The organism is Corynebacterium sp. HMSC034H07, assembly GCF_001815175.1.
Lineage (GTDB): Bacteria > Actinomycetota > Actinomycetes > Mycobacteriales > Mycobacteriaceae > Corynebacterium > Corynebacterium hiratae.
Genome location: NZ_KV819530.1, coordinates 266,535 through 282,621, shown reverse-complemented (window position 1 = coordinate 282,621; position 16,087 = coordinate 266,535). Strand labels below are relative to the sequence as shown.

Annotated in this window: 14 protein-coding genes; 2 read left to right on the top strand and 12 right to left on the bottom strand. The window is 61.6% G+C overall.

Features of this window, described 5'->3' with window-relative positions; genetic code table 11:
* Nucleotides 1–1,110, bottom strand: a 1,110-nt coding sequence (locus HMPREF3009_RS08435) for a M24 family metallopeptidase (protein WP_083312727.1), incomplete at its 3' end; no start/stop codon positions are given.
* Between the two features lie 45 nt (nucleotides 1,111–1,155).
* Here HMPREF3009_RS08435 and HMPREF3009_RS08430 point away from each other — a divergent pair.
* Nucleotides 1,156–1,785: a trypsin-like peptidase domain-containing protein gene (locus tag HMPREF3009_RS08430; RefSeq protein ID WP_232761031.1), complete on the top strand. Its 630-nt coding sequence runs from the start codon at nucleotides 1,156–1,158 to the stop codon at nucleotides 1,783–1,785.
* Nucleotides 1,786–1,794: 9 nt separating this feature from the next.
* Here HMPREF3009_RS08430 and HMPREF3009_RS08425 read toward each other — a convergent pair whose 3' ends face one another.
* From HMPREF3009_RS08425 to HMPREF3009_RS08375, 11 genes are all read right to left on the bottom strand, one after another.
* Nucleotides 1,795–4,608, bottom strand: coding sequence for a DEAD/DEAH box helicase (locus HMPREF3009_RS08425; protein ID WP_070681306.1), 2,814 nt, complete (start codon nucleotides 4,606–4,608; stop codon nucleotides 1,795–1,797).
* A 97-nt stretch (nucleotides 4,609–4,705) separates the two neighbouring features.
* Nucleotides 4,706–5,695, bottom strand: coding sequence for a twin-arginine translocase subunit TatC (tatC, locus tag HMPREF3009_RS08420; protein ID WP_070547434.1), 990 nt, complete (start codon nucleotides 5,693–5,695; stop codon nucleotides 4,706–4,708).
* 190 nt (nucleotides 5,696–5,885) lie between these two features.
* Nucleotides 5,886–6,149 (bottom strand): Sec-independent protein translocase subunit TatA, encoded by a 264-nt coding sequence (tatA, locus tag HMPREF3009_RS08415; protein WP_046649155.1) that lies wholly within the window; start codon nucleotides 6,147–6,149, stop codon nucleotides 5,886–5,888.
* An 83-nt stretch (nucleotides 6,150–6,232) separates the two neighbouring features.
* Entirely contained in the window at nucleotides 6,233–7,198 is a 966-nt protein-coding gene (locus HMPREF3009_RS08410) for a helix-turn-helix transcriptional regulator (protein WP_070547433.1), read from the bottom strand.
* Complete coding sequence (locus HMPREF3009_RS08405) at nucleotides 7,191–8,207, bottom strand: helix-turn-helix transcriptional regulator (protein WP_070681302.1); 1,017 nt, start codon at nucleotides 8,205–8,207, stop codon at nucleotides 7,191–7,193. The genes HMPREF3009_RS08410 and HMPREF3009_RS08405 overlap by 8 nt, the downstream gene beginning before the upstream one ends.
* A gap of 31 nt (nucleotides 8,208–8,238) precedes the next feature.
* Nucleotides 8,239–9,621, bottom strand: a complete 1,383-nt coding sequence (pafA, locus tag HMPREF3009_RS08400) for a Pup--protein ligase (RefSeq protein ID WP_070681356.1) — start codon at nucleotides 9,619–9,621, stop codon at nucleotides 8,239–8,241.
* 47 nt (nucleotides 9,622–9,668) lie between these two features.
* Nucleotides 9,669–9,860: a ubiquitin-like protein Pup gene (locus HMPREF3009_RS08395; protein ID WP_010186632.1), complete on the bottom strand. Its 192-nt coding sequence runs from the start codon at nucleotides 9,858–9,860 to the stop codon at nucleotides 9,669–9,671.
* A gap of 36 nt (nucleotides 9,861–9,896) precedes the next feature.
* Nucleotides 9,897–11,441, bottom strand: a complete 1,545-nt coding sequence (dop, locus tag HMPREF3009_RS08390; RefSeq protein ID WP_070681300.1) for a depupylase/deamidase Dop — start codon at nucleotides 11,439–11,441, stop codon at nucleotides 9,897–9,899.
* A 2-nt stretch (nucleotides 11,442–11,443) separates the two neighbouring features.
* Nucleotides 11,444–13,012, bottom strand: coding sequence for a proteasome ATPase (arc, locus tag HMPREF3009_RS08385; protein WP_070681298.1), 1,569 nt, complete (start codon nucleotides 13,010–13,012; stop codon nucleotides 11,444–11,446).
* A 46-nt stretch (nucleotides 13,013–13,058) separates the two neighbouring features.
* Nucleotides 13,059–13,895 (bottom strand): tRNA (adenine-N1)-methyltransferase, encoded by an 837-nt coding sequence (locus HMPREF3009_RS08380; RefSeq protein WP_049157698.1) that lies wholly within the window; start codon nucleotides 13,893–13,895, stop codon nucleotides 13,059–13,061.
* A gap of 37 nt (nucleotides 13,896–13,932) precedes the next feature.
* Entirely contained in the window at nucleotides 13,933–15,195 is a 1,263-nt protein-coding gene (locus HMPREF3009_RS08375; RefSeq protein ID WP_070681295.1) for a M18 family aminopeptidase, read from the bottom strand.
* 75 nt (nucleotides 15,196–15,270) lie between these two features.
* Between HMPREF3009_RS08375 and HMPREF3009_RS08370 the strand changes: the two genes are divergently transcribed.
* Complete coding sequence (locus HMPREF3009_RS08370; protein ID WP_070681293.1) at nucleotides 15,271–16,074, top strand: RecB family exonuclease; 804 nt, start codon at nucleotides 15,271–15,273, stop codon at nucleotides 16,072–16,074.
* The last annotated feature ends 13 nt before the right edge of the window (nucleotides 16,075–16,087 follow it).

Sequence of the window (16,087 nt, the reverse complement as noted above, 5' to 3'; positions counted from 1 at the left end):
CAACCCCCGCGGTGCCTGGTTCAGGGACTCGTAGCCGGACTCGGTGATTACCACGATGTCCTCAAGGCGCATTCCCCACTTGCCCGGTACGTAGATACCCGGCTCGATCGAGAAGGCCATGGACTCGGAAAGTTCCAGCCCGTTTCCTTCCATGATGAAGGGCTCCTCGTGCGTCGACAAGCCAATGCCGTGTCCGGTGCGGTGCGTGAAGAACTCACCCCAACCGGCGTCTTCGATCACGCTGCGCGTGGCTCGGTCGATCTCCTGGGCGGTCGCACCCGGGCGCGCAGCAGCTCGGCCGGCAGCCTGGGCCTTCTCTAGGACCGCGTAAGCCTCGCGAAACTCTGCCGGCGCGGCAGCAGGATCGGCGCCAACGACGTAGGTGCGGGTGCAGTCGGAGTGATAGCCCGAGGGCAGCGTGCCGCCAATATCCACCACCACGGGATCGCCGGCGGCGAGTACTCGGTCCCCAAAGTCATAGTGTGGATTGGCTCCATTCGGACCGGAGCCCACGATGATGAAATCCACTTCGCGGTGCTCGCGCAAGATAAGCTCGCGCAAATCCGCCGCTACTTCGGCCTCAGTGCGCCCCGGCTGCAGGAGGCGCGGCACCTCGGCGTGGACAGCGTCGATAGCCGCCGCTGCAGCGCGTAGCTCAGCCACCTCATCTGGATCCTTGCGGGTAAAAAGCTCGGCGAGGGCCTCGGTGGCCAGAACATACTTTGCGGGGTGCTGTTCCTTCGCAGTACTAGCTTCGAGGTTGCCAATTGCGGACTGAAAGCGCAGCACGTGATCGGCGGTGAGTGAGGACCCCAAGGCAACGGTGGAAGGACGCGCACCTTCCAAGGCCAGCGCATAGGGATCCTGCCCATCGCTCCATCCCACCAGCTGGGCTGCGACGCCCTGAAGCGACTCAATGTCGGTGCTGGGGGCGACGATTACCGGTTCGGCATCAGGACGGATAACCAAGCAGGTCAGGCGCTCGTGGGAAGAGACCCACGAACCGGTGAGGTACGCGAATTCGGCACCTGTACCCACTAACAGGATGTCGATGCCCTTAGCAGCTGCAATAGCGCGGGACCGGCTCAGTCGGGACGCATAATCAGTCATGACAGTTAGCCTACCGCCCGCCTTCGTCCAGTTAAGCTGGGAGGCGTGAATTCCCATCCCGCTGCCGTCAAGCTCCGGACTCGCTCAAGCTATTGCTCGGGAGTGCTCATCGATGCGTCCTTAAGACCCCGCTCCCAACAGGCAACCCGGTTGGTTCTGACCTGCGCGCACTTCTTCCGCGACGGCCTTGATAAGGGGGATCACTACAGGGTGAGTGGCGGGTTCAACCGGCGCGTGGCCGCCGTGCGCACGATTGATGGGACCGACATGGCGCTGTGCTTGCTCGACCGGCCGGCCCCGCCCCGGGACCTTCCTGGGCTTGCAGAAAGTACCCCGCCATTCCGCGCCCCAGTCACCACCTGGGGATATGGCGGAAAAGCTCGCCGTGCCCAACAGCGCAGTGGGCTTTTTCTCCTTCCCTTCTTCCGCACCTGGTCCATTGACTTCCGCACCACCGTCTCCCCCGCCGGATTTGTCTTCAACACGATTCCGGCAGTCAAAGGTGACTCGGGCGGTCCAGCTTTAGTCGATGACGCTGTTATCGGTACGCAAGCCCTCATCCTTAACCCGTTGGGGCGCAACCTCAAGCTCGCCACCGTGGCGCTCGTTTCGCCCCACCGCCAAGTACTCGCGGCGGCAGCCACGGCGCTGCTTCGCGGTGGCACCGAAGACTAGGCGCTAAGCCTAGGCGCCGATGGCGACGACGCCGCGCTGGATCGCGTCAATGGCGCGCCGGGCATTGCGACGAATTTCGTCCTCGTAGCCCGTCTTCGCCACCTGCTGGAGCAGGTCGATGACCTGGCGGCACCAGCGGACAAAGTCACCGGGAGTCAGCTCCGCGCCGGAATCGTTGGCAGCAGCCATGCAATAGGCCAGCGGCGCGCCCGCCGTCCACTGGTGGATAGCTAGCGCGAAAGAAGGCTCCGGCTCCCTCGTTTGCGGCAGGTTATGGCGTTTCTCATCGGCGACGAGCTCGCTATAAATGCGCCACGTAGCGTCCATGGCGTTAGCCATCGCGTCAGTGGCCGCACCGGGTTCTCCGCGAGTGGTCTTGCGGTTTTCAAAGACACAGAGGGAGGCCACACCGGCCAGCTCCGCCGGGTCGAGGTCGTTCCAGATACCGCGCTTGAGGCATTGCGCCACCAGTAGGTCCGATTCGGAGTGGATTTTGGCCAGACGCTCGCCCTCATCCGTGATGACCGGCTCGCGGTTTTCGCCGTAACCATCAAACTCCACGTAGTCCATCTCCGCCAGAAGATCCACGATCCGCTCGAAAGTGCGGCCAAGAGTATCCGTGGCGCGCTCGACCTTATCCTCAAGCCTGGCTAGCTCGCGTTCGCGGCGCGCCAGCTTCTGCGCCACCCCGGCCAGCTGTTCGCGGTCGGTTGCGGGCCAATGGTGCACCGGATGTTCGCGGAGGGCATCGCGCAACTGCGCGATCTTCTTGTTGGGGCGATTCCGCGGCTCAGTGCGCATCTTCTTCGGACGCTTGTAGTAGTCGCGCTTGAAGGACTCCTGGACAAATCGGGTATGGCGGCGCGGGTTCTTCTGCGCTGCGCGCGGGAGCTTCATGTGCCCAACGACGATCGGCGGATTATCGATACCGGCGGAATCGATGCGTCCAGACCATCCCGTTTCAGTGGTTACCCAGGGGCGTGGATCGGCAGTCTGGTTGGCCGGAGTAATAACGACAGCCAACGTTGGCCGCTTCTTTGTTGCGATGGCGATGACCTCACCCACCTGCAAGCGAGCCAGTACTGCGGCAACTTCCTTGTTCCTCTCCTCCTTCTTGGATGCCCGCGCTGACTTCTCCTCGTCGGTCAGCGCTCGGCGCAGCCGCATATAGTCCATGAGAATCTCAGCGGGGTCTTCGCCATCGGCGGCAGGCGGAGCCAAGTTATCTACGGCCTGCTCCAACTGTGCGCGTAGTTCGCGGACGCGGTGCTCAGCGCGCTCAATCTCTCGGGTTTCCTCCACAACGGATCCATCCGCCTGGAACTGGGCGAAAGACTTCTCCAGCAATCGGAGCGAGTCATCAAAGCCAAGCATGCCCAGCAGGTTGATAGCCATGTTGTAGCCGGGCTCGAAAGTGGAAATGAGCGGATAGGTACGAGTTGACGCAAGCCCCGCCACCGCGGTGGGATCCATAGCGGGTGCCCACTGAACGACGGCATTGCCCAAGGTATCGATGCCTCGCCTACCGGCGCGGCCGGTGAGCTGTGTGTACTGGCCCGGTGTCAGGTCCACGTGTGCCTCGCCGTTAAATTTCACCAGCTTTTCCAGCACCACGGTGCGCGCCGGCATGTTGATTCCTAGGGCCAACGTTTCGGTGGCGAAGACTGCCCGCACGAGGCCCTTGACGAACAGTTCCTCTACGATGTGCCTAAAGGCCGGCAGCATTCCTGCGTGGTGAGCGGCGAAGCCACGCGAGAGTGCTTCGCGCCAACGTTTGAAATCAAGGACCTTGAGGTCTTCTTCCGGAATGCCTTCCACGCCCTTATCGACGATGGCCTTGATCGCAACAGCCTCCTCCTGGGAGGTCAGCACCATGCGGGAACGCAAGCACTGATACAGAGCACCGTCGCAGCCCGCGCGGGAGAAGATGAAGGTAATTGCCGGCAGCATCTCCATTGATTGCAGCTCTTTGAGAACCTCCGGGCGGCCAAGCGGACGGTAACGGTCCTGCGCACGAGGCGCGCCGCTGCGCCGATCACTGTGCCGGTCGCCGCGCCCGCCGCCTTTGTGACGGGCGCGGGCGCGGAAGCTCGCACGGTTCTGGGCATAGTCTGCGCGGCCATTATCGGTATCGCCGGCCTCCAGACGTTGGATACGCCGTGCGAGCTCAGTGTTTACCTGGCCGCCTGAGTCGGGTTCAAAAAGCGGATAGATTTTGCGGCCGACCATCATCCACTGGTCCAGCGGTACTGGGCGCTTGTCGGTGACAATGACCTTGGTGTCACCACGCACGGTGGTCAGCCACCGGCCGAACTCCTCGGAGTTGGACACCGTTGCGGACAAACCGATAATGGAGACATGTTCCTCCAGGTTGAGGATGACCTCTTCCCACACTGCGCCGCGCGAAGCATCCGCAAGAAAGTGGATCTCATCCATGACCACATGGGTCAAGCGATCCAATGCACCTGAGCCCGCGTAAATCATGTTGCGCAGGACCTCAGTGGTCATCACGAGGATGTCCGCGGAGGAGTTAATGGAGACATCACCGGTCAGCAGCCCGACCGCATCCTCACCATGCGCGTCAACTAGGTCGTGGTACTTCTGGTTACTCAGCGCCTTGATGGGTGTGGTGTAGAAACAGCGGGTCCCTTGGCGCAGCGCCAAGGACACGGCGAACTCACCCACCACGGTTTTACCCGCGCCGGTGGGCGCACAGACCAGAACACCGTGGCCAGCTTCGACGGCTTGGCATCCTTGGATCTGGAATTCATCCAGTGAGTACGGAAGCGCTTGGGTGAACTCGTCCAGATGCGTCAGTGTCATAAGTCCCCAGGGTACCTGTCAGGGACGGCGTACTAGTGCGCCGGTCCCCGGCGCCAAGCAGAACGATTGAACAAGTTCGCTAAGAAGGCTGACGAGGTTAGAGAACGTCGTCGAAGAAGCCGCTCTGCGGGGGCTGAGTATTCGTCTGTTGAGGCTGCGGTACCCGAGCGTCAGGAGTCGAAGCCGGGGCGACAGGCCCGGAAGATACCGGCCGCGACGACGCAGAAACGCTCGTGGATGCAGACACCGGAGTCGGTGCGCCAATGGCACCCGGACCTTCATCCAGCGACGAGGCAGTTTCATCGTCCAAGTCCATCCAGTCTGGGCGCTGGCGCTTCTGGCGCTTGTCGTTGATGCGGCAGAACTGGAAAGCTATCTCCACAAGAACCACGAGAGCACCGGCCAAAACCAACATTGAGAAGGGTTCTTGGCCCGGTGTAACAACCGCGGCGAAAATCATGATGACGACAATGATGATGCGGCGCTTATCTTTGACGTGGTCATATTCCAAAACACCAATCAGATTAAGGCAAACCACGAGTAGTGGGATCTCAAAGCTCACGCCAAAGATGAGGAGCAACGCCAGCAGGAAGTAGAAGTAACGCTCACCCGTGAGCGCTGCGGTCTGGTACTCCGAGCCCATGCCCATGAGGAACTCCAGACCCACGGAAAGGATGACGTAGGCGAGAACCGCGCCGAGCACGAAGAGCAGGACCGCAGTCGAGACAAACAAAAAGGTAAAGCGGCGTTCGTTCTTGTGCAGGCCGGGCACGATGAAGGCCCATATCTGGTAGAGCCAGACCGGTGAGGACAGCACAGTGCCGGCTAACGCGCCAACCTTGAGTCGGAGCATCAGCATTTCGAAGGGGCTGGTTGCGAGCAGACGGCATTCGCCGTCCGCGGAGAAGGAAACACGGCTCTCTTCGGGGAGTGAGCAATAGGGACCGCGCAAAATCTCACCTAGCGGTGACATGCCAAACGGGGCGTGTTGGTACCAGATGAATCCGATGATGGCACCCACAACGAGGGCGAGAAGGGAAATGACGATGCGTCGGCGCAGCTCCTGGAGGTGCTGAACTAAGGTCATCTCCCCCGTTGGGTTCTTGGGCTTGCGGCGTAGCTTTGAGCTCCATTTTTGCTTCGGCGCGTTAGAAGCAGGATTCGACGGTGTACTCGCGGTACTCAAAGCAAGACCTCCACAGAAAAGCCCACGACGGCAGGCGAGGCCTCAGCACGCCGAGGGACTCGGAGTGTGGTCTGCCTGCCGGGAAAGATTATTAGTTCTGGTTTCCGTCAGCCGGCTTGGAAGTGCGCGGCTGCATCTCCGGGCTGTTCCAGAAGTCCTCGTCGGACTGCTTGGAGCCCGCGATCTGGCCCTGCTGCTCAGAGGTGTTGTTCTCCTCTTTCATCTCCTTGACTTCGGACTTGAAGATGCGCATAGACCGGCCCATGGAGCGAGCCAGCTCCGGCAGCTTCTTAGCGCCGAACAACAGCACGATCACGAGAACAACAAGGCCGATTTCCAAAGGTCCCACGGTCATTGAGGGTGCCCCTTCTTTCTTGGTCGATGAAGCGTGCTTGTTCACACAGCGCGACGCTGAGCGACGTGCACGCGGGAGAGCTCTTAGTCTGGCAGTTGAGTATAACGCTCCAGTGCTCGTTTTCTATGCTCCGAAATGGCGTCAACGAGCTTCTGCGGCCCCACAACCCGCATGCGATCAGCTTGGCCGAGCGCGAAACGGCTAAACCACGCCTCCGAGCCGACCGGCATCGTTGCAGCTATGAGGCCATTTTCTAGGGTCTCGCCAAGGGTGATGTCGTAGTGTTCCGCTAGCCAGGTGAATTCTTGGTGAATCTCCAGCTCCGCAACAAGAGTGTGATCTAGACCAAAGGGTGAATCTGGGTTGAAATCCAGTTCGCGCACATGTGGGGTGGCGGTTGCGTCAAGCACCTCAACATCACTCATGCGGTCGAGGCGGAACGTTCGGTGCTCCCCCACCGACTCGTCCCAGGCCACCAAATAGGGTTCGCCGTCCACGATAAAGATGCGGGCCGGGTGCACGGTGCGCTCGCTGGTGCGGTTGGAGGACATACTCCAGTAGGTAAAACGCACTTGCCGGCGCTTGTCGACGGCCCCCGCCAACGCCGCTTGCACCTCGGACTCCTCGGGATCGGTCGTGGCCAGCGAGTCATAAATGGCGGCGGTCTTTTCGTCCATGATTGCCCGCAGCTTCGCGGCGGCGGAATGGACGGCGGTGACGTCGACAAGCCCCGGCATCGCTTCCAAAGATTCCAGGGTAAGCAGCAACGCGCCGGCCTCAGTTGGGGTCAGTCGCAATGCCTGGGTCAGGCCCTGGTCGTTGTAGATCTCGATGCCATCGCGGTAGCTAAAGCTTAAGTCGATAAGGTCCTCGGTATTGCGGCCCACACCGGAGCAGAAGAGACGGTCGATAGCATCCTTAAGCTCAGCAGGGGTCATCCCTAAATCCTCGGCAGCCTCCATCGGGGTCAGCCCCGGGTGGTTACGCAGGTAAGGGATGAGGTTGAGGGAGCGAACAAGGGACTGCAGCTTGCGGGGTTGATCAACCATGGCGGGCCTCCTCGCCAGACGCTGATGATGGGGCATCACCGACACTTAAGAGTGTGATGATGTCGGCACGAACCTCGGGTGGCTCGATAACCACGACATCTGGTGCATAGCCCGCAGCGGTGCGCACCAACCAATCGTGGTGTACGTTGGTGAGTTCTAGAAGTCCATCCTCGCGCCTGCGTCCGGCGTCGACAAGCTCGGCGGCCTGCCCCTCGGGAACCTCGAGGACTGCATTTACCGTTTCGCCCCGCTCCAGCGCCTCTACAACGAGATCCTGCAGTGGTGCAGTGGGCTCGAGGTGCGTGGCCGCAGCGCGCGAGCGCCTGACGTTGTCCACGCGGGTAGCGCGAAAAGTTCGGGGAGCCTCGCGGTCCACATCCCAACCGACGAGATAAACACGATCCCGGTGGTTGACCAGCCCCCAGGGATCCATATGGCGGCGAACCGCCTCGGCAGAGGGCGTGGCGTAGTAATCGAAGGAAATGCGCAGCCCAGCACGCACTGCGGTGATGACTCCAGTGACGAGCTCTGGGCTCAACCTGGTCATGTCGTTGACTGCGGTGTACACCGGCGCTCCGCTCAAGTCGCGGGAGGCGCCTGAGGCTGCGATCTTGGTCCACGCGGAGAGACTGAAATCGCTTAAGCCTCCCGGAGTGCCGATGCCGCCGGCTACGCCGAGAACCATGGCCTCCTCCGGCGTGAAATCGACGGGAGGTAGCTGGTAGTTTTCGGGATCGAGCCGGTACAGCGAACCTTCCGCGCCGCTGCTGTGTACTACTGGCACACCGGCGCGCTGCAGGGTCACGATGTCGCGGGAAAGCTGCTTATGAAAGGCTTCATCGCTGCGTGACTGGTAGCCCTCGACGTGGCTGCGGATCCACGCCGCGCTGCGGTCCGGAACCCCGCCTTGGTGCGCTGCCCCATGCAGGGCAAAGGTGAGGTTGGTGAGCCTTTCGATAGCGCGGTCTCTGACCGGCGTCCGGGCTGCAGTGCGATGTGCTGAAGGCATAGTGGCAGGTTCCTTGATCAGCTCTACGTCTCTATGAGCCTGGGTGCGAACGCATGTAGTCTAACAACCCATCTAGGCGCGGGTCCTCGGACACAAAGGGGTCGGAGAATTCCTCGGTCATCGGTTCAGGCCGGTTGACCTTCATCCGCGTCCAATCCACCGTTACCGCGGCATCGAGCTCGCGGGCAACAGCGAGAAACTCCCCGCGCAGCTTGGCACGGGTGGTCTGCGGGGCGGTGTCGACGGCAGCATCGATTGCAGCGTCGTCGATCCAGCGTTTCACCATGCCGCGCTGCTCCAATACGCTGTAGAGGCCGCGACCTGGACGGATGTCATGGAAGGTCAGGTCAATCTGTGCCAGCTTGGGGTGCGACCAATCCCCGCCCAGGCGCTCGCGGTAGCGGTTCAGCAGGCTGCGCTTGATGACCCAATCGATCTCGCGGTCAACGCCGGAGAAATCCTGAGTATCGATGGCCTGGAGGGTGCGCTTCCACAAGTCCACGACACGGGCCAACTCAGCCGTCGGTGTACCTGCGTCCTCGCGGTGATCCAGCCAGCGCTCGGCAGCGGTACAGAGCTCCTGCTGCACGGCGAGCGCGGTGGTGCCGCCGCCTCCCTCAAGCGGAAGCTCGGTGCGGCCGGTGGGGTCGAGCGCGATGGCGCGGATATGCTGAATAGGTTCGAGCACCGAGTAGTTTGGCACCTCAAAACCGGCTTCCAGCATCTCCAGCATGAGCAGCGTGGAGCCAACTTTGAGGGCCATCGTGGGTTCGGCCATGTTGGAGTCGCCAACGATAACGTGCATGCGGCGGAAACGCTTGGAATCACCGTGCGGTTCATCGCGAGTATTGATGATGGGGCGCGAGCGAGTCGTCGCGGAGGACACACCTTCCCACACCTGGTCGGCACGTTGGGAGAGCACGAAACGCGCGGGTTCCTCTCCCTTGGCAGGTCTAACCATCCCTGCGCCACAGATGAGCTGGCGGGTGATCATGAATGGCAGCAGAGCTTTGCCGAGGTCCTTGAGCACCACGTGGCGGCCGATGAGGTAGTTCTCGTGGCAGCCGTAGGAATTGCCCGCGGAGTCCACATTGTTCTTGAACAAGTAGACAGCGCGCTTCTCCCCCTCCGCCGCCAGTGTTTCCTCCGCCTGCACGGCCATGCGATTGACCATGGCATCGCCGGCGCGCTCATAGGCAATGAGCTGGCTTAAGCTATCGCACTCCGCGGTAGCGATCTCCGGGTGGGAACCCACGTCGAGGTAGAGACGGGAGGCGTTGGGACTAAAGATATTGGAGGAAGAGTACTTCGACACGATGGGCCGAAAAAGCACGCGGGCGATCTCATCCGGGGACATCACCCGCTGTCCATCGCTTGCGCTCGCTGTAATGCCGTACTCGGTTTCGATGCCCATAATCCGCCGTGCATAAACGGGGGCGCTATCGGAGGGCTGCTCCACCTTTATTCGCCGCCCTTTTGGACGTAGGAGCGCACGAACTCCTCGGCATTGGACTCCAAAAGGCCGTCAATCTCATCGAGGAGGTCATCGGTACCCGCGCTGTTGATGCTGACTTGTCCGGCGTCGAACTCCGGAGTGTCGCCTCCTTGACCGTTGCCGCCACCGGCGTTGATCTGAGACTGCTGTCCGCTCATTCTTAAGAGCTCCTTTCGCGAGTGGAAAATGCTGCGCTAATACAGTGTAGGGTACTCGATTCGCACCCCGAGCTGGCGCAAACTATTAACGAAGTCGGCGGCGCTGTCCGCAGATTCCAGCAGAGCGCCCACCTCGTCCTGCCCGAGTCTTTTTGTGTCGTCGAGTGCCACGCAGGCAGTACCAGAGTTGGCTCCCTCGGCCTCACCGATGCGGAAGGTCAGCGACTGCCAGGACGCCGCCAAGACATCCTCCCCGAACTTTCGGGTGGCGTGGCCGCGCAGGTAGGCGCGGGTATCCGCGGGCGGCGTTTCCGCTGCAGCAGCAATCTCTTCCTCGCTGACCAAGGTACGCATCTGCCCCTTGCGCACGAGCGCATGGTAGAGGGACTTTGCCGGATCGATGTCGGTGTACTGCAGATCGATCAGCGCCAGCTTCGGATCATCGGCCGCCACGCCGCGGTCCAGGTAGCCCTTAATCAAGCGGTATTTTGCTACCCAATCCAGCAGGTGGGCGGCCTTGAGCGGGTTGTCGGCCAGAAGCTCGACAACCTCGTCCCAGACGGTGAGTACCTTTTCATCCGCTTCGGAGGCGGCGGTAACCCTTTCCCGGTAGATGGCCAAGATGTCGAGGGCGGTGAGGCGTCGGCCGTCGTGAAGCTTAAGCTGATGGGTCAAGGTAAGGTCGCGGCTCACCCGCTGCACCTCCTCCACCGGTTCCATAAGGCGCATGTCACTAAAGTCCACGCCGCTCTCGATGGCATCGAGTACTAGCGAGGTCATGCCTAGCTTGAGCAGCGTCGAGGTGTGGGACATCGTGGCGTCACCGATGATGACGTGCAGGCGGCCGAAGTCCTCGGCCACCGCGTGTGGCTCGTCGCGGGTGTTAATGATGCCGCGGTTAAGGGTGGTTTCTAGGGAGATTTCCTGCTCGATGTAGTCCGCGCGCTGCGAAATTTGGAAACCTGGCTCCTCTCCATCGACGCCCACACCCATGCGGCCGGCACCGGTGACCACTTGGCGGGCAACGAAGAAAGGAATCAGCCCCTGGGCAATATCATCGAAGTCGGTGTCCCGAGAGTACTGGTAATTCTCGTGGCTGCCATAGGAAGCCCCCTTGCCGTCCACATTGTTCTTGTAAAACTTCAGCGGCGGGCAGGGATCGTGTGTGGCCAACACGGACGTGCCCTGCGCGGTCAGCGATGCTACGGCCTCCCCTGCACGGCGCAGGATGAGGTCGCCGGCGGCATCGTAAAGCATCGCATCCCAGGCATTCGTGCACTCCGGTGAGGAGTATTCGGGGTGGGCGTGGTCGACGTAGAAACGCGCGCCATTGGCGGTCACCACGTTGGCCACACCCAGCGCGTTCGGGTCCACCACCGGCACGGTGTGGTAGCGCTTGAGATCGAAGCCGCGGCTATCGCGCAGCGGGTGCTCCTCCCGAAAATCCCAGCGGGAGCGCGCGCCGGTATGCAGGGCGGCATAAGCCACAACAGCATGGGTGGAGGTCACGATCGGTGACAGCGCCGGGTTGGACGGCGTGGAGATTCCATACTCAGTTTCGGTTCCTAGAACACGGCTCATGGCTACACTCCCATCAATTCGACCCCGGTGACATGCGCGCCAGCGGAGGTACCAGCGACGATCTTTGCCCACTCTTCCGGGTTGGCGGAGGTGGGGACGTATTCCGATTCAGCCTGTTCCGCGGCTATAGCCTCGTGGAGGTGCGCTGCGGTTATGCCGGTGGACTTCGCCCCATCGGTGGCAGTGGCTGCGTCCAACGCTTCCTTGATCGCCAGCTTCTTGGCACGGGAGACGATGTTGGCGATCATTGCGCCGGACACGAAGTCCCGGTAGTGCAGCACACGCGGATCCGCGTTAGCGAAGTGGAGTTTGACGAACGGCCGCTCGGCGTAGAGATCGTCGACCGCGGTATCGATGAGCTGGGAAAGGTCGCCTTCGTGCGGGACTGATTCTGGAAAGTGGCGCGCAAAGATTTCCCGCGCGCCCTGCTTGGTCGGGCGGTTGACGCGAATCTTGATGTCGAGGCGCCCCGGGCGCATGATGGCGGGGTCGATGAGTTCCTCGCGGTTGGTGGCGCCGATGACGATGACGTTGCTGAGCTTCTCCACACCGTCCAGCTCCGTCAGCAGCTGCGGGACGACGGTGGTCTCCATATCGGAGGACACGCCGGAGCCACGCGTGCGGAAGATGGATTCCATCTCATCGAAAAAGATGATGACCGGGCGCTGGCTGCCATCCTCGGTGGGCTCGGAAGCAAGCTCGCGGGCGCGTTCGAAGATGAGGCGGATGCGGCGCTCAGTCTCGCCTACGAATTTGTTGAGCAGTTCTGGGCCCTTCACATTGAGGAAGTAGCTGGGGGCACTAGCTGCCAGTGATGCGGACAGCGAATGCGCCACCGCCTTGGCGATGAGCGTCTTTCCGCAGCCTGGCGGGCCGTAGAGCAGCACGCCCTTAGGCGGCTGGAGGTCATACTGGCGGTAGAGCTCTGGGTGGAGGAAAGGCAGCTCGACGGAATCGCGGATAAGGGAGATCTGCTCGTCCAAACCGCCGATGTCCTCGTAGGAGACGTCAGGAACCTCCTCCAGCGTGAGCTGCGCTACCTCAGTCTTGTGCACGCGTTCGGTGGCTACACCTGATTTGGGCTCGACCAAGAGGGTATCGCCGGCGCGCACGGTATCCCGCAACGCTGCGGCGAGGAGAATAACCTGCTCTTCACCAGAGGAATTAATGACCACGGCGCGGTCGGTGCCGAGACGCTCTTGTAGCGTGGCCAGCGCGCCGGTATTTACAGGGGCGCAGGCCTCCACGATAACGAAGCCCTCGCCCAAGCGCACCTGCTGCCCTACTTTCAGGGAGCCGGGCTCGAGGTTCGGCGAAATCTTGACCCGCATGGCTCGACCGTTGGTATAAACCTCAGCGTCGCGGCGCGAATCGTGCGCACGCCCGGAATAGCCCAGAAAGACACCGTATGTGGAGGCGGGCTCCGCAAGGGCGTCAACCTCCGCGAGCATCTGCTGAAGCTTCGTGCGAGCATCCTTCAACAGGGCAGCAAGCTTGGCATTGCGTTCAGCGAGCTGCTCTATCTGGCGACGCTGCTGGCCAAGTTCCTGGGAATGAGTGGCATCGTTCATAGATCCCACCCTAGCGCGCAGCAACCCACGATTAGTGTGAAAGGGTTTACTTTCGGGCGCGGCGCTGTGGGCGGGGTGGCGTGACGCCGTCGGCAAGCCGGCGTGTCCAGATCAGAAACGCTGTGTGCGCGTTCATGCGGTGCTCCGGGCGGGTGGCCAAGCCCTCCACCTTCCATTCGCGCACGAGGGACTCCCAGGCCCGCGGCTCCGTAAAGCACTTGAGCTCGCGGATGCCCTCCATCACCTTCATCAGCTGCGGCACGGTGGCGACATAGGTCATGAAAACGCCGCCCGGGATGAGGATATCGCGCACCTTCTCGAGGTGCTCCCAGGGCTCGAGCATGTCCAGGATGACGCGGTCCACCGGGCCACCCAGATCCTCGACGGTGACATCGGCCAAGTCCCCCAGACGCGGGCTCCACCATTCGGGCTGCTTACCGAAGTATTCGGTGACGTTGTCCACGGCGTATTCCAGGTGATCATCGCGCACCTCATAGGAGAAAACGTGGCCTTCCGGCCCCACGGCGCGCAACAGCGTCATCGAGAGAGCGCCGGAACCGGCGCCGGCCTCGAGCACGCGTGCGCCCATGAAGATATCGCCTTCGACCAGAATCTGCGCGGAGTCTTTGGGATAAATCACCGCGGCACCCCGTGGCATCGACAGGACATGGTCCACCATGAGGTGGCGAAACAAGAGGAAGGAGCTGCCCAGAGTCGAATCGATGACGGAGCCTTCATCCATGCCGACGACATCATCGTGGTTGATGATGCCCTTGTGCGAATGGAACTGGCCTCCCTCCTCGAGGACGATGGTGTAGTGACGCCGCTTGGCATCGGTGAGCTGCACGCGGTCGCCGTAGCGGAAGGGGCCAGAATAAGCCATGGCGTGGGTACCTTTCACATAGTTTGGGTGGCTAGGATTAACCCACCAAGTATGCCTCAAGGGCGTTACCAAGCCATAGTTGGTCGCGCTCGCCCACCAGCTCGCGGGCTGAGTGCATCGAGAGCATCGGCACTCCCACGTCGACGGTGGGAATACCCAAGCGGGTGGCGGAAATCGGCCCGATAGTGGAGCCGCAGGGCACGTCGTTATTGCCTACGAAGCGCTGGTAGGGCACCTCGGCGCGGCGGCAGGCAGATTCCCACAGGGCCACGGTGTTGGCGTCGGAAGCGTAGCGCTGGTTGCCGTTGATCTTGGTCACCGGCCCCTGGCCGATGATCGGGTGGTGGGTGGGATCGTGCTTTTCCGCGTAGTTCGGGTGCACGGAGTGGGCGGCATCGGCCGACACACAGCTGGAGCGCGCGAACATTTGGAAGCGCTGCTCCTCATTGGCGCCAAGCGCCCGAGCGGTGCGGGTAAGGATATCCCCCAGAATCGGCCCACCCGCGCCATAGCGCGAAGAGGAGCCAACTTCTTCATGGTCGAAGGCCGCCATGACGAGGATGTCCTTGTGCTCAATCGAGTCGGCGTTGCGGGCAGCGGCGAGAAGGGCACGCAGGGAGGCGTGGACGGAAGAGAGGTTATCCATGCGTCCAGCAGCGATGAACTTTTCGCCGGCGCCAAAGACTTCACCGCGCTGGGCATCGGCGGTAATGAGGTTGAAGGAAGCGATGTCTTCTGGGGCAACGCCGAGTTGCTTGCCGACGACCCCCATCACCGACGTCTCCGGTGTACCTACGGAGAGCACCGGCTGCATGTGGCGCTGGCGATCCGGCTTGAACTCATCCTTGCGGTAGAGGTGGATAGCCAGCGAAGGCAAGCGCAGCAAAGGCCCGGTATTGACCAAGTGGCGTGTGCCATCGTTCAGAATTACTTGGCCGCCGACGGTGAGCTCACGGTCGAACCAGCTGTGGAGAAGCACACCGCCATAGACTTCCACGGCCACCTGCTGCCAACCGGCGGAGTCGAAATCTGGGGTGGGCTTGAGAGCAAGACCGGGCGAATCAGTATGGGAGCCGATAATCCGGAAACCCGAATCCGGACTGGCACCTTCGGGGACAAACCATGCCATGACCGCACCACCCCGGACCATGACGTGGCCGCCCGGTTCGGCTGACCACTCGGCGGACTCATCCTGGCGGCTAAAACCCGCCTCAACGAGTCTGCGCGCTACCTCCTCAGCTGCGTGGTAGGAGGACGGGCTGGCGGCGATGAAATCGAGAAAATCTTGCGTAGTGCTCATGCTTCCAGCTTGCCACGGACTGCCGGGTGATGCCGGAAGGACTGTGGGTGCCTATACGCTAGGCTGAGAAACATTATGCCGAAACGACTAGCCCTCTCCCCTTCCCGCGCCTCCGATTACAAGCAGTGCCCGCTGCTCTATCGCTTCCGGGCCATCGACAAGCTCCCCGAGCCCAAGACGAAGGCACAGGTCAAGGGAACGCTGGTCCACGCCGTCCTGGAAAAGATGCACCAGCTACCACGCGAGGAGCGGGAGTATCCGGTGGCGGTGAAGATGATTAAGCCCGAATGGGCAGTGATGCTTGAATCCGATCCCGAGCTGCGCGATCTGGTTCCCGAGGGCGAAGAACTCGACTTCTTCGTCGAAGCACGTCAGCTCATCAAGGGCTATTTCCAGATGGAAAACCCCCAGGGCTTCGACGCCCACGAGTGCGAGATGTACGTCGATACCGTGCTGCCCAACGGTGTGCCGGTGCGCGGGTTCATTGACCGCGTAGACGTTGCTCCCACTGGCGAGGTGCGCGTGGTGGACTATAAGACCGGAAAGAAGCCGCTCCCCCGTTATTCCCAGGACGCGCAGTTCCAGATGAATTTCTACGCATTGGTCTACTGGCGGCTGCTTGGCACGATCCCCACGCAGTTGCGGCTGATGTACCTCAAGGTACTGGACTCTATGTTCCTCACGCCGGGACCGGAGGAACTGGAATACTTCGAGCGCGACCTAGGCGAGCTCTGGGCCAAAATCGAAGGCGATGGCAAGGCCGGAGACTTTAGGCCGAAGACTTCAAAGCTGTGCGGTTGGTGCTCGTTCCAAGACCTCTGCCCGGCTTTTGGTGGAACGCCACCCGAGTATCCCGGGTGGCCCGACCAGACGGCGTAAACTGCGCTGAGTA